The organism is Chryseobacterium sp. sg2396, assembly GCF_042610505.1.
Classification (GTDB): domain Bacteria; phylum Bacteroidota; class Bacteroidia; order Flavobacteriales; family Weeksellaceae; genus Chryseobacterium.
In genome coordinates this window covers 313,119-335,439 of the sequence record NZ_JBHGAQ010000002.1, presented here as the reverse complement: position 1 = coordinate 335,439, position 22,321 = coordinate 313,119, and the positions used below count along the sequence as shown (strand labels likewise).

The following is a 22,321-nucleotide window of genomic DNA, read 5'->3' as shown; positions in this document are numbered from 1 at the left end:
TATTTTTGCGTCTTAAAATTTCTTAGTAAACAATGATAAAAATTACACTTCCAGACAATAGCGTCAAAGAATTCGAGGCGGGCGTAACTCCGCTTGACGTGGCAAAATCTATAAGCGAGGGATTGGCTAGAAATACCATTTCCGCAATTGTTAACGACAGACAAGTAGAGACGACCACGCCTATCACCACGGATTCTACGGTACAGCTGCTGACCTGGAATGACGATCTTGGAAAGAAAGCCTTCTGGCATTCGTCTGCCCACCTTCTGGCGCAGGCGATCCTTGAGTTTTATCCGAATGCTAAGTTAACCATCGGTCCGGCAATCGAAAGCGGGTTCTATTACGATGTGGATTTCGGTGACGAAAGCTTATCTGAAAAAGATTTTGAAAAGATCGAGAAAAAGGTATTGGAAAACGCAAAAAAAGGTTCGACGTTCTCTCTGTACCCTGTTTCCAAAGAAGAGGCTTTAAAGGTTTATGCTGATAATCCTTATAAAGTGGAGCTGATCTCGAATCTGAACGATGGTGAAATTACTTTTGTAACCCATGATGATTTCACGGATCTTTGCCGTGGAGGGCACATCCCGAATACAAGTATTGTAAAAGCGGTAAAGATTTTAAATGCCGCCGGAGCGTACTGGAGAGGAAACGAGAAAAATCCTCAGTTGACAAGGGTTTATGGGGTATCTTTCCCTAAACAGAAAGACCTTACCGAATATCTTGAAAGACTGGAGGAAGCCAAAAGAAGAGACCACAGAAAACTGGGTAAAGAGCTTGGTATTTTCGCTTTCTCTGAAAAAGTAGGTGCCGGTTTGCCGCTATGGCTTCCGAAAGGAACCGCTCTCAGAAGAAAACTGGAAAATTTCCTTTCTGCCGCCCAGAAAAAGGGTGGTTATGAATTCGTAATGTCTCCGCACATCGGAGCTAAAGAGTTGTATGTAACCTCAGGACACTGGGATAAATACGGAGCCGACAGTTTCCAGCCGATCAAAACGCCAAACGAAGGAGAGGAATTTATGCTGAAGCCGATGAACTGCCCGCACCACTGTGAAATCTACAAGACTTCACAATGGAGCTACAGGGATCTTCCTAAAAGATATGCCGAATTCGGAACGGTATACCGATATGAGCAGTCGGGAGAGCTTCACGGTTTAACCAGGGTGCGTGGGTTTACCCAGGATGATGCCCACCTGTTCTGTACTCCGGACCAGCTGTTGGGGGAATTTGAGGCAGTGATCGATCTTGTGTTGTACGTATTCAGATCATTGGGTTTTGAAGATTTTGTGACTCAGGTTTCTTTGAGGGATCCTGAAAACAGAGAAAAATATATAGGTTCCGATGAGAACTGGGAAAAAGCGGAAAATGCCATTATTACTGCAGCTAAAAACAAAAACCTGAAAACGGTAATTGAATATGGTGAAGCGGCATTCTACGGACCGAAGCTGGATTTCATGGTGAAAGATGCCTTAGGAAGAAAATGGCAGCTGGGAACCATCCAGGTAGATTATAACCTGCCGGAAAGATTTGACCTTCACTATATCGGAAACGACAATGAGAAGCACAGGCCGGTCATGATCCACAGAGCACCTTTCGGTTCGATGGAACGCTTTATAGCGATTCTTCTTGAGAATACGGCCGGAGATTTCCCGCTGTGGCTGAGCCCGGATCAGTTTATCATCCTTCCGATCAGTGAAAAGTATGCAGATTATGCTAAAAAAGTTTCAGAATTTTTAGAAAATCACGATATTAGCGGTCAGATTGACAACAGAAACGAAAAGACGGGTAAAAAGATCCGTGATGCGGAATTGAATAAAATCCCGTTCATGCTTGTGGTAGGGGAAAATGAGGAGAAAGATGGCACAATTTCTGTACGTAGACGTGGGGAAGGCGATCTTGGAGCGATGAATCTTGAAGATTTCGTTTCCTACTTCAAAAAAGAATCGGCGATCTAGGATCAAAGATCTGAAAATTCAGAAGAAGGATTTTAATATTCTCTTCTGAATAAAATTAAATTAGAATTAACCAATAAAATTATATTACAATAGCACAGAGATTTAACAACAGGGGCCCACAGAGACGTCCGGTACAGGAGGACTTACACTTGATCAACGATAAAATTCGTGTGAGAGAGCTTCGTTTAGTGGGCGATAACGTAGAGCCGGGAGTATATCCTACTGAAAAAGCAAAGCAGATTGCCCAGGAACAGGAACTGGATCTGGTAGTGATTTCCGACAAGGCTGAACCGTTTATTGCTAGGATACTGGACTATAAAAAGTTCTTGTACGAGCAAAAGAAGAAAACAAAGGAATTAAAAGCCAAGCAGGTAAAAGTGGTGGTAAAAGAGATCCGTTTCGGGCCTCAGACCGACGAACACGATTACGAATTCAAAAAGAAGCATGCTGAAAAATTCCTTGAAGAAGGTTCAAAATTAAAGACCTACGTATTTTTTAAGGGACGTTCGATTATCTTTAAAGACCAGGGAGAAATCCTGCTTCTGAAACTTGCCCAGGAACTTGAGCATGTAGGAAAAGTAGATCAGCTTCCCAAACTTGAAGGAAAAAGGATGATCATGATGATGAGTCCTAAAAAACCGGCTAAATAATCGATAGCATGGATCTTGTGATCCGATAAACATATCAACAAAACCGTCCCGTTATTGGGACGGTTTTCTTATACTGGTGTATTATGATGTGAACTTGAAAGAGAAGCTGGTTTAAAACACTGGATGCCGGAAATATCTTCTGTTGATATGTTGTTAAAGCTCTTATATGGTATATGATCTTTACATCTGTGAGAAAAACGATATATATACTAGTCCTATTTCTGCGTTCTTCCTTCAGATCATTTGGAACAAATTAAATAACGTGAATTCGATGGTATTTAGATTACTTTCAATGCTTTAAACTCGTTGATGTGCTTGTTCAGCCCTGAAGAGGCGATATCAATAGCCCCGGGGTTAAATGATTTATAGACTCAAGCCCTGCAAGGGCGTAATCATTAAACACAGATTGTTGTCCGGATCAGCCTGCGGTATTACCCCCCTTTCATTTCTATAAAAAGGTTTCGCCCCTTCAGGGCTTGGGCTGTCGTCCGCTTTTGTTAACCCCGGGTTTCACCCTGGGCTATGATTATGATGCCCCCCCGCTCGGGCAGATTTACTTGTTATTCCTTTCTACTATATTTATCCTGTTAATATTATCTTTTCTCCGAGTTCACGTTAAATAACATCAAAGTAACGTTCAAATTTTATTTCAATTCGAGCATCATCGGCAAAATGAAATGAATGGATTGCTGGTACTCCGGAAAAAGAAATATTTTCAGAAAGTCGGGAATTGCAACAGAAATATTAATATTTTTTTGTAATTTTGCACCCTATTATTTCCGTGAAATACCGGAACCCAAAAACAGATATTGATAACAAAACCATAAATAGCAAAACAATGCCAAAATTAAAAACGAAATCAGGTGCTAAGAAACGTTTTGCTCTTACCGGTTCAGGTAAGATCAAAAGAAAGAATGCTTACAAAAGCCACATCTTAACGAAGAAAGAAACGAAGCAGAAGAGAAATCTTACTTCAACTTCTTACGTTGCTGCGGTGGACGAGAAAAGCGTACTTCGTCAATTAGCCATTAAGTAGTTTTTATAAATCTATATCCGGTTTATAAGAATTCAAACAAATTCAACATTTTAACCCTGAAATGGAGCCTCTAAGAGTAATGAAACAATTACCGCACATTTCAAAAAAACAATTTAAATTATGCCAAGATCAGTAAATTCGGTAGCTTCAAGAGCTAGAAGAAAGAAAATTTTTAAGCACGCTAAAGGTTATTTCGGAAGAAGAAAGAACGTTTGGACAGTAGCTAAAAACGCGGTAGAAAAAGCAATGCAATATGCTTACCGTGGTAGAAAAGAGAAGAAAAGAAATTTCAGAGCGCTTTGGATTACCCGTATCAATGCAGGAGCCAGACAGCACGGAATGTCTTACTCTCAGTTTATGGGAGCTCTTAAAAAGAACAACATTGAGCTTAACAGAAAAGTTTTAGCCGATTTAGCAATGAATCACCCTGAAGCTTTCCAAGCAGTTGTAGATCAAGTAAAATAATGTAAAATTTTTGTTATCAATATAAATCCTGGGTTTTTTGCTCAGGATTTTTTTATTATCTACATTTGCTCATTATTAATTCTGTAAAATTTTCTTCACCCGTGAAAAAAATAACGACATTATTGCTTATTTCTTTATCAGCATACAGCCTGCAGGCACAAAGCTTTATCCAGGCTTATAAAAACAGAGCCGACCAGGTTTCACAGACCAACATTACTAATATTTTACAGGATTTCCAGAATCTCGGAATAAAGACAACAGGTTCTGTAGCTAACGCCAATACACTAAACTGGCTAAAAGCAAAGTATCAGGCGTATGGCTATACCGCCAGTCAGATTACGGAAGATCCTTTCATCTTCGGGAATAATGTAAGCTCAAAAAATTTGATTGTTACCAAAACGGGCACCCTTTATCCTAATATATATGTGATTATCTGCGGACATTACGATACCATCACGGGGCCGGGGGTAAGCGACAACGGCAGCGGAACGTCAATCATCCTGGAAGCGGCACGGATTTTAAAGGATATACCGACTGAATATTCCATCAAATTCATTCATTTTTCAGGAGAAGAACAAAACCTTCAGGGAAGCGCCCATTATGCAGATAATGTAGTATTTCAGAATAGCATCCGTCAGTTTGATATCAAAGTAGTTTTTAATATCGATCAGGTTGGTGGTAAAATTGGAAATAACAACAATGCCATTAAGTGCGAAAGCGACCAGGCAGGTCTGACTTCAAATAATGCGCAGTCACAGGCTTTCACTCAGCAGCTTGCCAACTGTACGACCCTCTACTCTCCTTTACAGACCGTGATATCGAACGCTTATTCTTCAGATTATATTCCTTTTGAACAGAACGGCGAAATTATTACCGGATTTTACGAAAATGTAAGAAGCTATAATGAACATACTGCGAACGATACTTTTGCCAACGTAGATCCGGTGTATGTATACAATGTCGGAAAAGCGGCAGTAGGTGCTTTACAGCATTTTGCAACAGCATCCTCCAGTCTGTTGGCTACAGATGAAGCAAAGCCGAGTTCTTTGGAATCGGTGAATGTATATCCGAACCCGGCCAAGGATTATCTGAACGTGGAACTTCCGAAACATATTAAAAATTTCAGACTTGAGATTGCAGATATGAACGGCCGTTTACTATCGAATCATGAAAATGAGACCAGGGTAAATGTTTCTGGATTATCCAACGGGGCCTATATGGTAACCGTGAAAGCGGACGGGAAAACGGCGGTAAGAAAAATTATCATTGGGAAATAATTAAAACGTTCTACTGCTAATACCATGAAAAAAACGATTACTACTGCTCTTCTCATGCTCTGGATATTGCCTTGCAAGGCTCAGAATTTCATTCAGAAGTATCAGGACAGGGTAAATCAGCTTTCTAAGGATAACATTACCGCTAACCTGAAGGCATTTGAGAAGCTGGGCGTCAAAACCACAGGATCCGTTGAGAACGATAGTGCTTTACAGTGGATCCGAAAACAATATCTTTCTTACGGCTATACTGAAAATCAGATGATGGAAGATCCTTTTTCCATAGGCCGGCTCAAATCCAAGAACCTGATTATTACGAAAAAAGGAACGGTCCACCCGGATCAGTACGTTATTATCTGCGGGCATTTTGACAGCATCAATGGTCCAGGTGTCAACGACAACGGAAGCGGAACATCGGTTATCCTTGAAGCCGCAAGAATTTTAAAAGATGTTCCCACCAACTATTCGATTAAATTCATTCATTTTTCGGGTGAAGAACAGGGACTTTACGGCAGCAGACATTATGTAAATGAGGTGGTTTATAATAAGAAACAACGAAACTTAGATATTAAAATGGTATTCAATCTGGATCAGGTTGGTGGCAAGAAAGGGATGTTCAACGATACGGTATTCTGTGACGAAGACCAGGACGGAAGTTCCAAAAATAATGCAGCTTCCACTAAAGCTACGCATGAGCTTATGAAATGTACGGCTTTGTATTCTCCTTTAAAAGCGGAGATCGATCCGGCAGAACACAGCGATTATATCTCTTTTGAGAAAAAAGGAGAAGTGATTACCGGATTTTTCGAATACCTGAGAAGCGAACTTCCGCATACCAAAGATGACACCTTTGCCAATACGGATGTAATGTATGTCTATAACATCGGAAAAGCTTCTTTAGGAGCTTTACAGCATTTTGCCGGCGCATCTGAAAAGTAGAAAAAAAATAAACAATAAAAGCCGGTCGTTTCCCGATTGGCTTTTACTTTGTTCTGCACCTGACTGCTTTTAAGCTTGTTTTATTACTGCAGCATTTTTAAATATAATACTGACTGAACAATTTTAGGTTTATAAATTTCTCTTTTACATTAATCAACTGATTTTCAATTTAATACCACAATTATTTTACCGGTTTCGGGATATCAGGATTTCTTCAATATCCTGTAACGAAAAATTTTTGGCTTTCAGTAAAATTAAAAAATGATACAACAGATCTGCAGCTTCATTTTTAAACAGATTATCATTGTTATCTTTAGCTTCGATTAAAAGTTCTACGGCTTCCTCTCCTACTTTCTGAGCCATTTTATTGATTCCTCTCTGAAATAAGGAATAAGTATAAGAACCTTCTGTTTTTTCGTCGATCCTACGGCTGATTTTGTCTTCCAGTTCATACAGAAAACCTTTGGAATCCTTATTTCCGAAACAGCTGAAGCTTCCGGTATGACAGACTATGTCTTTAGGAACAGCCTTAATTAAAATCGTATCCTGATCGCAATCGATGTTGATACTTTTTACCTTTAAGAAGTTTCCGGATTCCTCCCCTTTGGTCCAGAGCCTGTTTTTGGAACGGCTGAAAAAGGTGACGGTTCCTTCCTGTCTCGTCTTTTGCAGCGCTTCTTCGTTCATGTAGCCAAGCATCAGTACCTGCAACGTTCTGTCATCCTGAATGATGACCGGAACCAGTCCGTCCTGGCTTTTATTAAAATTTATATTCATCGTACGGCAATTTTTTTTGATTTTAAATTATTTTTCAGATCCTGGATTTTTACCTCCCCGAAATGGAAAATGCTCGCTGCCAAAGCGGCGGTTGCTTTTGTAAGGCTGAATACCTCTTCAAAATCTTCTGTTTTCCCGGCACCGCCTGAAGCAATCACCGGAATATTTACATTTTCGGAAATCAGTTTGGTAATTCTCAGGTCAAATCCGTTTTTTGTCCCGTCGCCATCCATCGAAGTCAGCAGGATCTCCCCTGCTCCTGATGCTTCGGCTTTCTTTGCCCAGTCAAGGGTTTTCAGATCCGTTTTTTCTCTTCCGCCTTTGATGTGTACATAATCGGAGCCAGCCACCAGTTTGGTGTCGATAGCCACGACTACACATTGGCTTCCGAATTCTTCAGCCAGGTCTGAAATCAGGGACGGATTTTTAACGGCAGAAGAATTGATGCTGATTTTATCGGCACCTGCCTGAAGAAGCTTCCTGACATCTTCAACCGTAGAAATACCACCGCCTACGGTAAAGGGAATGCTGATTTCCCGTGCAATATCCTGTACCAACTCGGCGAAGGTTTTCCGTTCTTCGATCGTAGCAGTAATATCCAGGAAAACCAGTTCATCCGCACCTTCCTGTTCGTATCTTTTAGCCAGTTCAATAGGATCGCCGGCATTCCGTAATCCCTCGAAATTGATTCCTTTAACGGTGGTTCCGTTTTTTATGTCCAGACAGGGGATGATTCTTTTTTTTAGCATTTTTTAAATGGTTCAAAGTTTTAGGGTTAAAGTTTAGGGTTATGATTCCGGATGATCTGTTTAATACATTTCCCACAGATGACACAGATTTTCACGGATGATTATGTTCAATAAGTTTTGGCTAAAGCCAATTTCTCGTTGTGTTTTATTTTAAACGGGTTAAACCCCGTTTCTATTGATAGTAATTCCCGGATGATCAAGTACAAAAATCTTTGATTTTCTTCTTATGTGATCTAAAATACGCTATGTAATTAACTAAGAATCTCATATGACTTATGTGTTTGAAAACTTTTTAGGTTAAGCTTTTTAGTATTTTTTAATTTAACCACAGATCTTCACGGATTTTCACAGATGATGTTTAATAAGTTTTGGCTAAAGCCAATTTTTTGTTGTGCTTCATTCTTAAACGGGTTAAACCCCGTTTCTATTGATAGTAATTCCCGGATGATCAGTTATGTAAAAGGGATCTACAGAAATTCACCTTAACATCGTAATAGAGATTCGCGTGGAAAGATTCACATTTGGATTCCCTGCGGGAATGACAAACGTTATGCATATTCTGGTACTCCAATAAAAATCTTTGATTTTCTTCTTTTGTGATCTAAAATATACGTCATTCTGATGACTAAAAATCTCATTTGACTCATGTGTTTCAAAAACTTTTGTGACTTTTGGAATTAAACAAACTCCTGCAATTGTTGCAACGAAATTTTCCCTTCGTAGATCGCTTTTCCGATAATGGTTCCAGAGCAGCCGATTGCCCTCATCTGATGCACATCTTCTATGCAGGAAATACCGCCGCTTGCCACTAAACTGATCTCAGTTCTGCTTAAAATTTCAGAGTAGAGTTCTCCGGAAGCGCCCTGCAGCATTCCATCTTTTGAAATATCTGTGCAAATGACGTTTTGTATCCCTTTTTTACGGTATTGAAGAATAAAATCTATAACATCAAGTGCACTTTCCTCCAGCCAACCTGAAGTTTTGATCTTCCTGTTCTCACAGTCTGCGCCCAGGATTATTTTTTCAGAACCGTATTTTTGAATCAGTTCAAGACAAAATGCAGGATCCTGAACGGCGATACTTCCGATGGTGATTTGTTTTGCGCCCGATTCAAAGGCTGTTTCAATATCTTCTATGGTTTTCAGCCCGCCGCCAAAATCTATTTCGAGAAACGTTTCGCTAGCAATAGATTCCAGTACTTTATGATTGACGATATGCTTTGACCTGGCGCCATCCAGGTCAACCAGGTGAAGATATTTAATACCATAGCCTTCAAATTCTTTAGCCACTTCCAGTGGATTTTCATTATATATCTTTTTCGTGCCGTAATCACCTTTTGAAAGGCGGACACATTTTCCGTCGATGATATCAATCGCAGGGATAATTTTCATGTTTACAATTTTAAAAAGTTTTCCAATAATCTGCTTCCCGCCTCTCCTGATTTTTCCGGGTGAAACTGCATCGCATAAAAATTACCTTTCTGCAGGGACGCACTGAACGGCAGAATATAATCACAAACGGAGGTCGTATATTCCGAAAGTTCACAATAATAGCTGTGGACAAAATAGACATCGGTATCATTCTCTATGTTTGAAAACAGAGGTGAATTTACCGCCGAAAGCGTATTCCATCCCATATGGGGAACAATATCTCCTGCAGGGAATTTTTTAACTTCAAGATCAAAGATTCCCATGCCGGCGGTGTTTCCTTCTTCATTGTTTCTGCACATCAGCTGCATGCCGAGGCAAATTCCCAAAACCGGTTGCTGCAGTGAAGGGATAAGAAGATCAAGTCCTTTTTCTTTCAGGTTTTTCATAGTGGAAGATGCTTCACCCACGCCGGGAAAGATAACTTTGTCGGCACTTCTTAAGGTATCGAAATCATCCGTAACTACCGATTCTACCTGTAAGCGGCTGAGGGCATTCTGTACGGAACTTACGTTTCCGCCGTTATATTTGATGATGGCTATCATTATAAGCTTCCTTTTGTGGATGGGAGGTTAAAATTCTGGTCAGACTGGTTCACTGCCATTTTTAAAGCTTTGGCAAATGCTTTAAAGATGGATTCGATCTTATGGTGCTCGTTTTCCCCTTCTGCTTTGATGTTCAGGTTGCATTTTGCAGCATCGGTAAATGATTTGAAGAAGTGATAAAACATCTCCGTTGGTACATCACCAATCTTTTCACGCTTGAAATCAGCCTCCCAAACGATCCACGGACGCCCTCCGAAATCCAACGCAGCCTGCGCCAGGCAATCGTCCATGGGAAGAAGGAAACCGTAGCGTTCAATACCTTTTTTCTTTCCTAAGGCTTTTAAAAATGCTCCCCCCAGAACGATTCCGGTATCTTCCATCGTGTGGTGCTCGTCAACCTGCAGATCGCCTTTCACCTGTATGTTTAAATCCATATTACCGTGTCTTGAGATCTGTTCAAGCATGTGGTCGAAAAAGTGAAGGCCGGTTGAGATTTCAGAAGTTCCGCTTCCGTCGAGATTAAGTTCAATGGCTATTTCGGTTTCATTGGTCTTTCTGGATACTTTTGCTTTTCTCGGGATGTGTTTCAGGTATTGGTAAATATCCTGCCAGCTGGTTGTTGTTAAATCCGCTTCCCCATTCTCAGAATTGCTGATAAATATAGCTTTTGTCCCCAGGTTTTTAGCCAGCCGGATGTCCGTAAAACGGTCTCCGATGACGAACGAATTTTCCAGATCGTAATTGCCGTAAATATATTTTCCGAGCATTCCGGTTCCCGGCTTTCTTGTCGGTAAATTTTCACTTTCAAAACTTCTGTCGATCAGAATATCACTGAAAACAATTCCTTCATTTTCAAACGCCTTCAACATCTTTTCCTGAGGTTTTGTAAAATCGTCTACCGGAAAACTTTCTGTTCCCAAACCATCCTGATTGGTAACCATGACCAGCTCAAAATCAAGTTCTTTTGCAATTCGGGAAAGATTCTGAAAAACACCGGGATAAAATTCCAGCTTTTCCAGGGAATCGACCTGATAATCCAATGGCGGCTCAATGATCAATGTTCCGTCACGATCAATAAACAATACTTTTTTCATAATTCCACAGTTTTTAACATTTCCACCAGACGTACATTTTCCTCCCGTCTTCCTACATTGATTCTGATACATCCCGGAATCTTCGGACTTCTTTTGCTGGTCAGGATTTCATTTTCCAATAACAGGTCATACACTTTTTCTGCATTTCTAAATTCCACTAAAAAGAAATTGGCATCGCTTGGGTATATTTTCTTAATACATTTCATGTCCTGCAATATGTTTTTCAACCAGTACATTTCATTTAAAGTATTTTTGACATTAACCATTATAAATTCTTTTTTATCAATCAGTTCAATAATTTTATTTAAACTTAGAGAATTTACATTGTAAGGGGCTTTAACACTGTTAATGAACCTGGTGATTTTTTTGGAAGAATATGCTGTTCCTACTCTGGCACCTGCCATTCCCCATGCCTTTGAAAACGTCTGCAGTACGATAAGATTGGAATATTTTTCCAGCAGGTCGATACAGGACTCTTTTTCTGAAAACTCAATATATGCTTCATCAACCACCACAATCCCATCAAAATTCTGAATATAGAATTCAATATCTTCCACCGAATTTCCGGTTGGGTTATTGGGTGAACAGAGGAAGAAAACTTTCGGTTGCTTTTCATTTGTTATTTTTAAAAATTCCTCTTTATCAATTTCAAAATTTTCATCCAGGTCAAGCAGTAGGACGTCGTTTCCATTCACCGAAGCATAGAATCCATACATTGCAAAGGAAGGATTCATCATCAATATCGAATCATTTTTTGGTTCACAGAAAACCTTTATGATCAGATCAATCAGTTCATCACTTCCGTTTCCTATGGCAATCTGATCTGCAGGAATACCCTTTAATCGGGATAATTTCTGCTTTAATTTTTTTTGGGTTGAATCCGGATAACGGTTCAACTCTCCGGCTGCACTTTCGTTGGCATCCAGGAATACAGGGTTTTTAAATTCGTTCAGGTCCCGGAAGCTGATGTAAGGCTGAAGCTCGAGGATGTTCTGACGTACTAGATTTCTGATATTAAATTCTTTCATTCTGTTGCTTTTAATCTGATACTTACTGCATTTCTGTGAGCGGACAATCCTTCTGCTTCGGCCATCACTTCAATGGTTTTTCCTAAATTTTTCAATCCCTCTTCCGATAAATTCTGAAATGTGATCTTTTTTACGAAACTGTCCAGGGAAACCCCACTGTAATTTTTAGCAAAACCATTGGTCGGAAGGGTGTGGTTGGTCCCGCTCGCATAATCTCCGGCACTTTCGCAGGAATAATTGCCCAAGAAAACAGAACCTGCATTCTCTATTCCGGAAATGTACTGTTCCGCATTTTCCATGGCTAAAATCAAGTGTTCCGGAGCGTATTGGTTGCTGAATTCCAATGCTTCTTCAAGGGTTTTCATCAGGATAAAGTGGCTGTTTCTTAAAGCTTCTGCCGCCATTTCATTTCTGGGAAGAACGGCCAGTTGCTTTTCCGTTTCTCTTACCGTTTCTTCCAGGACCTTTTCATCGGTTGTCAGGAAAACCACCTGGCTGTCGCTGCCGTGTTCCGCCTGGGAAAGCAGGTCGGCCGCACAGAATGCCGGAACTGCCTCTCCGTCGGCAATAATCAGCACTTCGCTGGGTCCGGCTGGCATATCGATGGCTACTTTATAATTCTGGGCAAATTCTTTCGCAGCAACCACATACTGATTGCCGGGACCGAAAATTTTATACACCGCAGGAATACTTTCCGTTCCTAAGGTCATGGCTGCAATGGCCTGTGCACCACCGGTCCTGAATATTTCAGTAACTCCGCAAAGCTTTGCTGCATATAAAATGGCAGGATTGATCTTTCCTTCTTTATCGGGAGGGGTACACAGGACAATTTCTTTACAACCCGCCAGCTGAGCCGGTACCGCCAGCATCAAAACCGTAGAAAACAACGGTGCCGTACCTCCCGGGATATAAATTCCCACTTTCCCAATCGCCCTGTTTTCACGCCAGCAAACGACACCTTTTACCGTTTCAATCTTTTCCGTCTGCGGAACCTGTGAGGCGTGGAATCTGGCAATATTCTCTCTTGCTTGCTGAATCGCTGATTTTAATGCATCGCCAACCAAACTTTCGGCTTCAACTACTTCTTTCTGGGAAACTTTGATGTCTTTTATTTCAGCGGAATCAAATTTTCTAGCGAAATCAATCAGAGCCCGATCTCCGTTGTTCTTCACTTCATCGAAGATTCCGGCAACCGTTTCGGTTAGCTGTTCTCTTTTTATAGCAGGTCTTTTGGTTAATTCAGACCATTTTTCCTTTTCAGGATATCTGTTTACTAGCATATCAAATCACCATTTTATCGATTGGAATAATGAGAATATCCTGCGCTCCCTTATCTTTCAGCTCATCAATTACTTCCCAAAAGCGCGCTTCGTTAATTACAGAATGAATACTGCTCCAGCCTTCTTCCGCTAAAGGAATTACAGTCGGGCTTTTAAGAACAGGAAGTGCTTTGGAGACTTCGCCAATCTTGTCGTTCGGAACGTTCATCAGAATATATTTTGAATTTTTTGCTTTAAGAACAGCTTTAATTCTGAAGAGGAATTTTTCGAGAATCCCGGTTTTTTCTTTATCCAGTTTAAATGTTTTTGCCAGAACAGCTTCAGAAGTAAGAATCGTAACGGTTTCTCTTAATCCGTTTTTGAAAAGGGTACTTCCTGAACTTACAATATCGCAGATTCCGTCGGCAAGACCAATATTAGGAGCGATTTCCACGGAGCCTGAAATGATGTGAATATCTGCGGAAATATTGTTTTTATCCAAAAAGCTTTTAAGGGTATTCGGATAGGAAGTGGCAATTTTTTTTCCCTGAAAATAACTGATCTCATCAGTCTCGATTTCCTTCGGAACCGCCAAAGAAACTCTGCATTTTGAAAATCCCAAAGGCTGGACCACCTCAATATTTTTCTGCTTTTCAGCCAGAAGATTTTCACCGACAATGGCTATATCTACAACCCCGTCTTCGAGGTATTGCGGAATATCGGAATTACGCAGATACATGATCTCCATCGGGAAATTGTCTACGGAAACTTTGAGCTGATCCTTTCCGTTATTGATGAAGATGCCACAGTCTTTCAGCAGCTGAAGAGATTCATCGTACAGCCTTCCGCTTTTCTGTATGGCTATTTTTAATTTACTCATGATTTCACTTTTGCTGTGCCTGAGTAAGTCAAATGGAATTGATGAAACAAATTGCCCGGGAAGAATTTGGAAACAAAAAAACCGCCTGTTTACTCAGACGGTTTTTATTATTTTGATTTTTAACATAGTAATCTATCAATCAATTCCGTCTTAGCAGAGATGATGATGATAATGATGTACTGTTAAAAAATTGGGTTTCATTGTTGAAAATTATGGTACAAATGTAGGACTTATTTTTAAACCTGCAAGAATTTTACGAAATAATTTTTTCATAAAGATTCATCAGTTCGTTTGCAATAAGTTCATCATTAAACTTCTGAACAAAGAGAAAACCCTTATCAGCACGGCGTTTACGCTCGGCTTCGTTATTCCATAAAAATTTAATTTTTGCCTTTATGTCATGAGGATTTTCCGGATCAACATATACGGAATCCGGCCCGCCTGCTTCGGGAAGGCAGCTGGTATTGCTGGTGATGACTACCGTTTTGGAGAACAAAGATTCAATCACCGGGATACCAAAGCCTTCAAAAAGGCTCGGATAAATAAAGGTCTCCGCCAGTTTATAAATAACAGCGAGCTCATCCATGGAAACCCCTTCCAGAAAATAGGCCTCGATTTTATTTTCCTGAATGAACCGATCTACTTTTTTAAAATATTTTGTTTTTTTACCAACCACCACGATTGGGATCCCGGTATCTTTTAATGCCTTCACCACATTCAGCAGGTTTTTGCGCTCTTCAATGGTTCCGACATTCAGGATGAATTTTTCGGGAAGATTAAATTTTTCTTTTGTACTTCTGATAAATTCTTCGGACTGCTGTTCCTTAAATGCCTTGTGGCAGCCCTGATAAATGACTTCCACTTTTGTTTCAGGAACTTTTAAAAACCGGATCATATCCCGTTTGGTCTGTTCTGAAATGGCAATAATTTGATCAGCCGATTGCGCTGCTTTTTTAAATTTCCAAAGATGGATCTTACGGTCGAAAAATGAGTAGTACTGAGGATACCGTAGAAAAATGAGATCGTGAATGGTAACTATTTTTTTGATCGGTTTTTTATCCCATTTCAGCGGGAGCTCACCGGACAGTCCATGAAAGATATCCGCTCCTGCTTTCTGGGCGTCTTTGCCCATTTTAAACTGCCTGGACATGTTCCCCTTGGAAGTCTCTACAAAACGGACATTGGAACGCTGCAGAATATCGCTGCCCCGCTCCGATTTGTTTTTGTTTAAAAGAACATATTCATTTTCCGGAAAATACTGAGACAATATCCTCACAAGATCCCGGGAATAATTTCCCAGCCCGGACGTATTGTGGAAAAACCTTTTGGCATCGTAAGCTATCTTCATGATTCGATCTGTTTTTGAAATTCCTGAAAGGTGCCAAAGGTATGATTGTTATTTTTTAACCAGGAAACGAGTGCATCGAAACGCATCACCATGTCCTGTCCTGAATTTTTTACGGTAAAACCGGGTAATTTAAAGGCTTCATCCTTAATCTCCGCAAATTCCCAGGGATGAAAATAGATGTTGAGATAGCGGTCTTTTTTAAAGGCGTCTGAAGCGATTTTTTTATACAAACCAAGCGGAAAATTATGAAAGCTGAGCCAGAACAGGGGTATTCTGAAAATTGGAGAAACCGAAGCCGGAATCTGCGTCACTTTTCCTTCTTTGAAAAAGGTTCTCGAAACTTTCAGGTTATTGTATCTGCCGGGAAGAAAGGTAGGATTAACCGATGAATTATAAGCATATCCCGCATCTTCAACCGCATTTTTACTTACCGGCATCATTCTGGGCATCCGTAATCCGGTGACCTTTGTAGAAAACAGTTCTTCCAGGCGGTCCTTCGATTCCTTCAAATGCTTTTCTTCAAAATCGGAATGAAACCAGGTATGGGAAGCCAGCTCATGGCCTTCATTCAGCAATCTTTCGATCAGATGCCTGCTATTTTCTGCAAACACCACGGTTGAGAAAAACGTCGCTTTTGCCTGATGTTTTTTAAGAATATTTAAAATCCGTTCAAGGCCGGTCTGCGAAATTGAAATCTGACGATCGAACGGAATTTCCCCTTTGTATTCTAAAGGCATATCGAATTCTTCGATGTCAAAGCTTAATAAAACCATTTAAAAGTTTTTGTTTTTGATGATATAATTGGGCCTGTCCTTCACCTGTTTGAATATCTTTCCTAAATAGATCCCGATGATTCCCAAGATAATAAGCTGCAATCCTCCGAAAAAGACGATGGTCATGATCAGGGAAGCCCAACCGGATATTTCCGTTTTGGCAATAAATGAATACATGACATAGATCCCGTAACCCAATACGGAGAATCCTGAAAAAAGGAAGCCAAGATAAGCAGCGATATACAGAGGTTTTACACTGAAGGCGGTAATCCCGGTAAAAGCAAAAGTAATCATCTTTTTGATATTGTAGCTGCTTTCTCCCGAAAGTCTTTCGTTGGCGGTAAATTCAATGCCTGTCTGTTTAAAGCCCATCCAACTGGTAAGACCGCGCAGGAAAAGGTCGTCCTCATTCAGGTTTCGCATCACTTCCACCGCATTAGCATCCATCAGCCTGAAATCCGAGCCCCCACCTTTGGTTAAATTCACATCGGAAAGACTGGACAGGATTTTGTAAAAGAAATCGGATGTTTTTCTTTTAAAGTAAGAAATCTGCTTGGGGTATTTCCGGATGGTGAGCACAATATCATATCCTTCCTCCCATTTCCGGATCATTTCCGGGATCATTTCAGGAGGATGTTGAAGGTCGCCATCCATGGAGATCACGGCATTTCCGTAAGCAAGATCCATTCCCGCTTTTACAGCGGGCTGATGCCCGAAATTCCTGGAGAATTCGATGAATTTTACTTCCTTATATTTTGCGGAAAGTTCTTCGAGTCTTTGCTGTGTATTATCCCGGCTGCCGTCATTCACAAAAATAATTTCAAAATCATAATTGCTTAAACCATCAAAAACTTCTTTAATCTTCTGATGAACAAGTGCAACATTACCCTCTTCATTATGGGCGGGAATTACAATTGAAATTTTTTTCATGCAATCAGTTTATGCTGTAATCATTTTCAAAATCCTTTGTCAAGAGCTCATAAATTACCCTGAACCAGACTACAATGCAAGGTACGGCTTTTAGAGAATATTTGATGATATAGTTTTCTCTTACAAATTTCGGGAATAAATCCGAAGTTGAAAAGCAGGTAAGAATAATGACAAAAACCAATAGCCCGATAGTATAAGGGGTTCTCTCTTTCTGAAGGAAAAACCAGACCATCACTCCTACGACGGCTATAATATAAGTAGGTGATTCCGAACTTGAACTGAACAGTACCAGGAACAGCAACGTTGAAGCCATAATCATCAGCTGGAATGCATAATTCTTATACTGTCTGATGCGGATATATGGAAGGGCAAAAACCGGTAAGCCAAAGGCAAAAAATGTAAGATTGGAAATCGACGCATCACCAACAATCCTTCTTACAAACCCCATTAGCGAAATATCCTGATAGGAAGTCAATCCCTGATTCTGTCCGTTTTTTTCTGCTAACGAATGAAACCAGTCTGCATAGCTCTGTACAACAAAGCCAGGGCTGGAATACATCATCGGAATGGCGAAGAACAGAATTGCAATGATCACTGCAGACAGAATATACTTCACTTTATTTTTAATGAAGAAAAACTGGGTAAGTCCCAAAATGCCATAAATTTTGACAAAAAAACCTACCATCATTGCAGCAGCAGCGTTTTTTTCTTTATTCTCATAGATGTAAACGGCGCTCAGCACAAGAAGAGCCACCAACGCAATATTAAACTGAAAATACAGCGATGAAGTAATATATTCCTGCAAGCAGAATAAAGCAAACAAGGCTTTTTTAGGATCTGAAAAAGGCAGTTTATAGATGGCGTAGAGGAAGACTGAAGTGTTGGCAACATTCCAGAGACAGATTCCCAGCCAGTCCGGCATTACTGCAAAAGGTGCAATCAGAAGGCTGAAAAAGATCCCGTAATGGTTTGAATCCTGGTAAAGATCCGGATACTGCAGATAAAGATTTCTTTCATGAATGGTATTAAAAAATACATTCTTAAAGATAAGGTAATTATTGATGGAATTTCCTCTCAGGTATTTGGAAACGGCTGTTACCACAGCGATAATCAAATAAACCCCAAAAATATATTTGGGGTTTAAAAGTATTTTAAGAAATTTTTCTTTCAAGATGTGAGGTTTTAGTTTAAAATAATCATCTTAAACAGCAACATTATTCTCTCTTAGCGCATCATTCAAAGACGTTTTTTTGTCTGTGGATTCCTTTCTTTTTCCGATAATTAATGCACATGGAACCTGGTATTCTCCTGCAGGGAAAGTTTTGGTATAGCTTCCGGGAATCACTACCGATCTTGCCGGCACTCTTCCTTTGATCTCTACCGGAGTATCGCCTGTCACGTCAATAATTTTTGTAGATGCCGTCAACACTACATTCGCGCCCAAAACCGCCTCTCTTTCTACATGTACTCCCTCTACTACGATACATCTTGAACCTACGAAACAGTCGTCTTCGATAATCACTGGAGCAGCCTGAAGCGGTTCCAAGACACCACCGATACCAACGCCACCGCTTAAGTGAACATTTTTACCGATCTGTGCACAGCTACCCACGGTTGCCCAGGTATCCACCATCGTCCCTGAATCTACATAAGCACCGATGTTTACGTAAGATGGCATCATAATTACGCCAGGAGCAATATATGCGCCTTCTCTTGCCACAGCGTGCGGTACAACCCTAACTCCCTTCTCAGCGTAGTTTCTCTTCAAAGGCATTTTATCATGAAATTCAAACGGGCCTACTTCAATGGTTTCCATTTTCTGGATCGGGAAATACATTACGACGGCCTTCTTCACCCATTCGTTGACCTGCCATCCGTTTTCCGTGGGCTCAGCGGTACGTAGCTCTCCTTTATCAACCAGTGAAATTACTTCTCTGATCGCCTTCTGGCTGTCTTCATTCTGCAATAGGTCTCTGTTGTCCCAGATATTTTCAATAGTTTGTTGTAACGACATGTTTCTCTTTTAAAATTATTCGCGCCAAAGATACAAAAGTTTAGGCGAAGATGAAGGCTCAGCTTAAGATTAAGAGTGATGAAGTGTTGACAGGCTGGAAGTTGGAAGTTACTTTCATCAATGGATATAACAGGGAGACCGCGGTTATCAAAAAGAATTGTTTGTTATGCTTTTAATTACAACCACTAAGATTTAGTTAAGCTGAACTTCGCTTTAAGAAATCCGCTGAATAAATCTTCATTCTTATCAATGTTGCAAACTGCATTCACTTGGCTCCTTTTACTTTTCACCTAACTCTTCCTGCTTACAGTACCCTTTTAGCATGCAGATAGGCTTTGTTCCAGTAGCTTTCGTTTAAAGATGAAATGATAACGCCTTTGCTGGTGGAAGCATGAATAAATCTCACTTCTCCATCATTTCCAATATCATGAACAATCCCCACATGGGAAACCTTTGTTCCTCCCGCCGTGGCAAAAAATAAAAGATCTCCGGGCCTTACTTCTCTGATGTCAATTGCACTTCCGGTTTCAGCCTGGTCTGCCGATCTTCTTGGAAGCTTATAGCTGTTTTCTTCAAAAACCTTTACGGCAAACCCGGAGCAATCAAATCCTGAAGAAGTACTTCCCCCGAACTTATAGGGCGCACCGAGATATTTTTCAGCATCTTTAAGGAGTTCGGAAATCGATTTGGAAACTTTGCCGTCGAAACGCGAATCCAGTTTACGAAGACTTTCAGCTTTTGCAACACTTTTATTGGCAGTGACTTTTTTGGATGAAACATTTTTTGAACTTCCGCACGAGAGTACAAAAAGGGAGAATGCGGACATGATCACTAAATTTCGGATCTGTGAATTGCTGCAAAAGGTTCTTTCCTTCATATTCCTTTAATTTTACACTGCTAACAAATATAAGGAAATTATGTTTTTGTGGGAGCAGATTTTCAGAAATCAGATTATACTTATGAAATGAAAAATGGTTTAAAATTAAAAACAAAAAAGACCATCCGAAACGGACAGCCTGTATTTTTTTGTGAAAATCTTTTTACTTTGACGTTTTAGCGCCTTTCCATGTTCCGGATCTTACCGTTGCCGGAACAGCGTTAGTCCATGTACCACTGGCTTTTTTGTCTTCTCTTGTCAGCGTTCCTTTGAAACTTCCGTCGTCCGGAGAACCGATGGTCGCATTTAATTCGCCAGACTCGCTAAGATATCCTGAAATATAATAGTTTTCGGTCGTCTGATCTGAATGCATGGTTCCTGTCACTTTTCCGTCGGTTGCTACGACGATGTTCCAGTTTCCTTTTTCAGTTCCTTCATATGTCCCGGCCCAGGTTCCGATGAAATCGTAGATCGTATCGTCATCTTTGCTGCAGCCAATGAATAAAAAAGCTGTCAAAAAAAGTAAAAATATTTTCTTCATAGTTTTTATAGTCGTTTTTATCCTTTGACAAATGTAGTGGAGGATACGGGGATCGAACCCGTCACCTTTAGACTGCCAGTCTAACGCTCTAGCCAGATGAGCTAATCCCCCATTTTTACTTTGGTCTCTGTTTCTGAGCGGTACAAAAGTAAGTATTTAATTCACATATACAAACTTTTTATTGCATTTAATTTAATAATAGCTGATAATCACGTATTTATTTTTTACTTTTCTATAAATTTCTTTAAGTTAAACAAAAAACACATGCAGTTTTTGCATGTGTTTTTTGTTTGTAAGGTATCGGAAATTATTTCCAACCGCCTCCGAGAGCCTGATAAAGCTCAACGCCGGCCCTCATTTTATTGTATTCCGCATTAGCGATATTTAATTCTGCATTCAGCGCGTTAACACTTGCGTTCAGTACTTCAAGGTAATTGGCCATCCCGTAATTTACCAGTTCCTGAGAGTAATTTACAGATTTCTTATAAGAATCAAGCTCTTTCCGTTTAAGGTCGATGTAAGAATCCTGCACCGAATAGACACGGATTGCATCAGAAACTTCCTTTCCTGCATTGAGGATCGTTTTCCTGAAATTCAGGTAAGCATTTTCCTGATTGATCAGGCTTACTTCATAATTGGTCCTGATTGTTCTTCTGTTAAGGATCGGCTGGGCCAATCCGGACACCACATTGGCAAACAGTGAATTTACACTGAAAAGATGATCGATGTCCACCGACTGTATTCCTCCACTTCCTGTAAGTTTTAATGTCGGGTAAAACTGGGCTTTAGCAGAATTCGTCAATTCAAAGGTATTGATCAGGTTATACTCGGCTCTTTTTACATCGGGCCTGTTGGCGAGCAGTTGTGCCGGATATCCTAATTTCAGATTCACAGGCATGTTCTGGCTTTCCAGTGTCGAGCGTTCAATAGCGCGGGAAGGTTCTCCCAACAACAGGCTCATGGTGTTTTCCAGCAGCTGAATCTGCGTTTCAACGTCTATCAGTAAAGATTTTGCGTTATATACCAAAGCTTCACTCTGCTGAACCGCTACTTCCGTTAAGGTTCCTGCTGTTTTTAAAGCTCTTGTGGTTTCAAGATTCTGCTCTCTTAGTTTAATGGTTTCCTCGATGACCCTCTTCTGAGTATCATATGTCAGCAATTGATAGTAAGAAGATGCAACAGAGGCGATCAGATCGCTTTTTACCGCTTTATGCGCTTCCACAGTTCCCAGATAGGTGGCCAGCTGTGCCTTTTCCTGTGATTTTAGTTTACCCCAGAGATCCACTTCCCATCCGATATTTGCTGTAATATCAAACTGGTTGACGTACCGTCTTTCCCCGAGGATCTGCCCGAACTGGGTATTGATCGACTGGGTCTGAAAGGTATAATTCGGGCCAACTGATAACGTAGGCTGATAGGCTGATTTCGTCTGTTTCAAGTAAGCCTCTGCCGAATATATATTCTGCAGAGCCATCCGGATATCCAGGTTATTTTCCAGTGCTTTGGTAATGTGTCCCTGCAATATCGGATCTGTAAAAATTTCTTTCCAGGATACATTCGCGAGATTGGTACTGTCAGCGGGAAGCATATCCGTGCGATACAGCTTTTCGTCAACCACATTGTCCGGCCGGTGATATTCTTTTCTTGCCATACACGATGATGCGGCTACAAGAACGGCAACTGAAAATGTGATTCCTTTTATACTATTTAAAATACTCTTCATTATTTGAATGTAAGGTTTAAAGCTCAGGATTCCGTTTGGT

At 40.4% G+C, this 22,321-nt stretch carries 22 protein-coding genes and 1 tRNA gene; 6 read left to right on the top strand and 17 right to left on the bottom strand.

Annotated elements, in window-relative coordinates:
* Window positions 1–32: 32 nt before the first annotated feature.
* From thrS to ACED20_RS03245, 6 genes are all read left to right on the top strand, one after another.
* The gene (gene thrS / locus ACED20_RS03270) at window positions 33–1,952 is read left to right on the top strand and encodes a threonine--tRNA ligase (protein WP_294234896.1); all 1,920 of its coding nucleotides are present in this window, start codon (window positions 33–35) and stop codon (window positions 1,950–1,952) included.
* A gap of 149 nt (window positions 1,953–2,101) precedes the next feature.
* Window positions 2,102–2,602: a translation initiation factor IF-3 gene (gene infC, locus ACED20_RS03265; protein WP_294197649.1), complete on the top strand. Its 501-nt coding sequence runs from the start codon at window positions 2,102–2,104 to the stop codon at window positions 2,600–2,602.
* Between the two features lie 838 nt (window positions 2,603–3,440).
* The gene (gene rpmI, locus ACED20_RS03260; RefSeq protein ID WP_294197647.1) at window positions 3,441–3,638 is read left to right on the top strand and encodes a 50S ribosomal protein L35; all 198 of its coding nucleotides are present in this window, start codon (window positions 3,441–3,443) and stop codon (window positions 3,636–3,638) included.
* A gap of 120 nt (window positions 3,639–3,758) precedes the next feature.
* The gene (gene rplT / locus ACED20_RS03255; protein ID WP_146939398.1) at window positions 3,759–4,103 is read left to right on the top strand and encodes a 50S ribosomal protein L20; all 345 of its coding nucleotides are present in this window, start codon (window positions 3,759–3,761) and stop codon (window positions 4,101–4,103) included.
* 101 nt (window positions 4,104–4,204) lie between these two features.
* Window positions 4,205–5,380, top strand: coding sequence for a M28 family peptidase (locus tag ACED20_RS03250; protein ID WP_294241556.1), 1,176 nt, complete (start codon window positions 4,205–4,207; stop codon window positions 5,378–5,380).
* A gap of 24 nt (window positions 5,381–5,404) precedes the next feature.
* Window positions 5,405–6,316, top strand: coding sequence for a M28 family metallopeptidase (locus tag ACED20_RS03245; RefSeq protein ID WP_378103462.1), 912 nt, complete (start codon window positions 5,405–5,407; stop codon window positions 6,314–6,316).
* Between the two features lie 186 nt (window positions 6,317–6,502).
* On the opposite strand, the gene hisIE is transcribed toward ACED20_RS03245, so the two are convergent.
* The 17 genes from hisIE to ACED20_RS03160 all read right to left on the bottom strand — a co-directional run bounded on the left by hisIE (window position 6,503) and on the right by ACED20_RS03160 (window position 22,281).
* The gene (hisIE, locus tag ACED20_RS03240; RefSeq protein WP_378103460.1) at window positions 6,503–7,093 is read right to left on the bottom strand and encodes a bifunctional phosphoribosyl-AMP cyclohydrolase/phosphoribosyl-ATP diphosphatase HisIE; all 591 of its coding nucleotides are present in this window, start codon (window positions 7,091–7,093) and stop codon (window positions 6,503–6,505) included.
* Entirely contained in the window at window positions 7,090–7,842 is a 753-nt protein-coding gene (gene hisF, locus ACED20_RS03235) for an imidazole glycerol phosphate synthase subunit HisF (RefSeq protein WP_294228634.1), read from the bottom strand. Before hisF ends, hisIE begins: the two co-directional genes overlap by 4 nt.
* A gap of 677 nt (window positions 7,843–8,519) precedes the next feature.
* Window positions 8,520–9,233, bottom strand: coding sequence for a 1-(5-phosphoribosyl)-5-[(5-phosphoribosylamino)methylideneamino]imidazole-4-carboxamide isomerase (hisA, locus tag ACED20_RS03230; RefSeq protein ID WP_378103458.1), 714 nt, complete (start codon window positions 9,231–9,233; stop codon window positions 8,520–8,522).
* A 2-nt stretch (window positions 9,234–9,235) separates the two neighbouring features.
* Entirely contained in the window at window positions 9,236–9,814 is a 579-nt protein-coding gene (gene hisH, locus ACED20_RS03225; protein WP_378103457.1) for an imidazole glycerol phosphate synthase subunit HisH, read from the bottom strand.
* Window positions 9,814–10,908: a bifunctional histidinol-phosphatase/imidazoleglycerol-phosphate dehydratase HisB gene (gene hisB, locus ACED20_RS03220; RefSeq protein WP_378103456.1), complete on the bottom strand. Its 1,095-nt coding sequence runs from the start codon at window positions 10,906–10,908 to the stop codon at window positions 9,814–9,816. The genes hisH and hisB overlap by 1 nt, the downstream gene beginning before the upstream one ends.
* Window positions 10,905–11,936 carry a histidinol-phosphate transaminase gene (hisC, locus tag ACED20_RS03215; protein ID WP_378103455.1) on the bottom strand — a complete coding sequence of 344 codons (1,032 nt, stop codon included), beginning with the start codon at window positions 11,934–11,936 and terminating at the stop codon, window positions 10,905–10,907. Before hisC ends, hisB begins: the two co-directional genes overlap by 4 nt.
* Entirely contained in the window at window positions 11,933–13,216 is a 1,284-nt protein-coding gene (hisD, locus tag ACED20_RS03210) for a histidinol dehydrogenase (RefSeq protein ID WP_378103453.1), read from the bottom strand. Before hisD ends, hisC begins: the two co-directional genes overlap by 4 nt.
* A 1-nt stretch (window position 13,217) precedes the next feature.
* Entirely contained in the window at window positions 13,218–14,075 is an 858-nt protein-coding gene (gene hisG, locus ACED20_RS03205; protein ID WP_378103451.1) for an ATP phosphoribosyltransferase, read from the bottom strand.
* A 253-nt stretch (window positions 14,076–14,328) separates the two neighbouring features.
* A complete protein-coding gene (locus ACED20_RS03200) occupies window positions 14,329–15,423 on the bottom strand; it encodes a glycosyltransferase family 1 protein (protein ID WP_295220081.1) in 1,095 nt (364 codons plus the stop codon).
* Complete coding sequence (locus tag ACED20_RS03195; RefSeq protein WP_378103449.1) at window positions 15,420–16,196, bottom strand: polysaccharide deacetylase family protein; 777 nt, start codon at window positions 16,194–16,196, stop codon at window positions 15,420–15,422. The genes ACED20_RS03200 and ACED20_RS03195 overlap by 4 nt, the downstream gene beginning before the upstream one ends.
* Window positions 16,197–17,126 (bottom strand): glycosyltransferase family 2 protein, encoded by a 930-nt coding sequence (locus tag ACED20_RS03190; protein WP_294308599.1) that lies wholly within the window; start codon window positions 17,124–17,126, stop codon window positions 16,197–16,199.
* Between the two features lie 4 nt (window positions 17,127–17,130).
* Window positions 17,131–18,297, bottom strand: a complete 1,167-nt coding sequence (locus ACED20_RS03185; RefSeq protein WP_295212277.1) for a glycosyltransferase family 87 protein — start codon at window positions 18,295–18,297, stop codon at window positions 17,131–17,133.
* A gap of 30 nt (window positions 18,298–18,327) precedes the next feature.
* Window positions 18,328–19,140 carry a 2,3,4,5-tetrahydropyridine-2,6-dicarboxylate N-succinyltransferase gene (locus ACED20_RS03180; RefSeq protein ID WP_294203522.1) on the bottom strand — a complete coding sequence of 271 codons (813 nt, stop codon included), beginning with the start codon at window positions 19,138–19,140 and terminating at the stop codon, window positions 18,328–18,330.
* A gap of 304 nt (window positions 19,141–19,444) precedes the next feature.
* Window positions 19,445–20,017 (bottom strand): C40 family peptidase, encoded by a 573-nt coding sequence (locus tag ACED20_RS03175; RefSeq protein ID WP_294312881.1) that lies wholly within the window; start codon window positions 20,015–20,017, stop codon window positions 19,445–19,447.
* 163 nt (window positions 20,018–20,180) lie between these two features.
* Entirely contained in the window at window positions 20,181–20,558 is a 378-nt protein-coding gene (locus tag ACED20_RS03170; RefSeq protein WP_294203525.1) for a hypothetical protein, read from the bottom strand.
* 37 nt (window positions 20,559–20,595) lie between these two features.
* Window positions 20,596–20,669: transfer RNA gene (locus ACED20_RS03165), tRNA-Ala, on the bottom strand.
* A 196-nt stretch (window positions 20,670–20,865) separates the two neighbouring features.
* Entirely contained in the window at window positions 20,866–22,281 is a 1,416-nt protein-coding gene (locus ACED20_RS03160; protein ID WP_294225640.1) for an efflux transporter outer membrane subunit, read from the bottom strand.
* Window positions 22,282–22,321 lie beyond the last annotated feature (40 nt).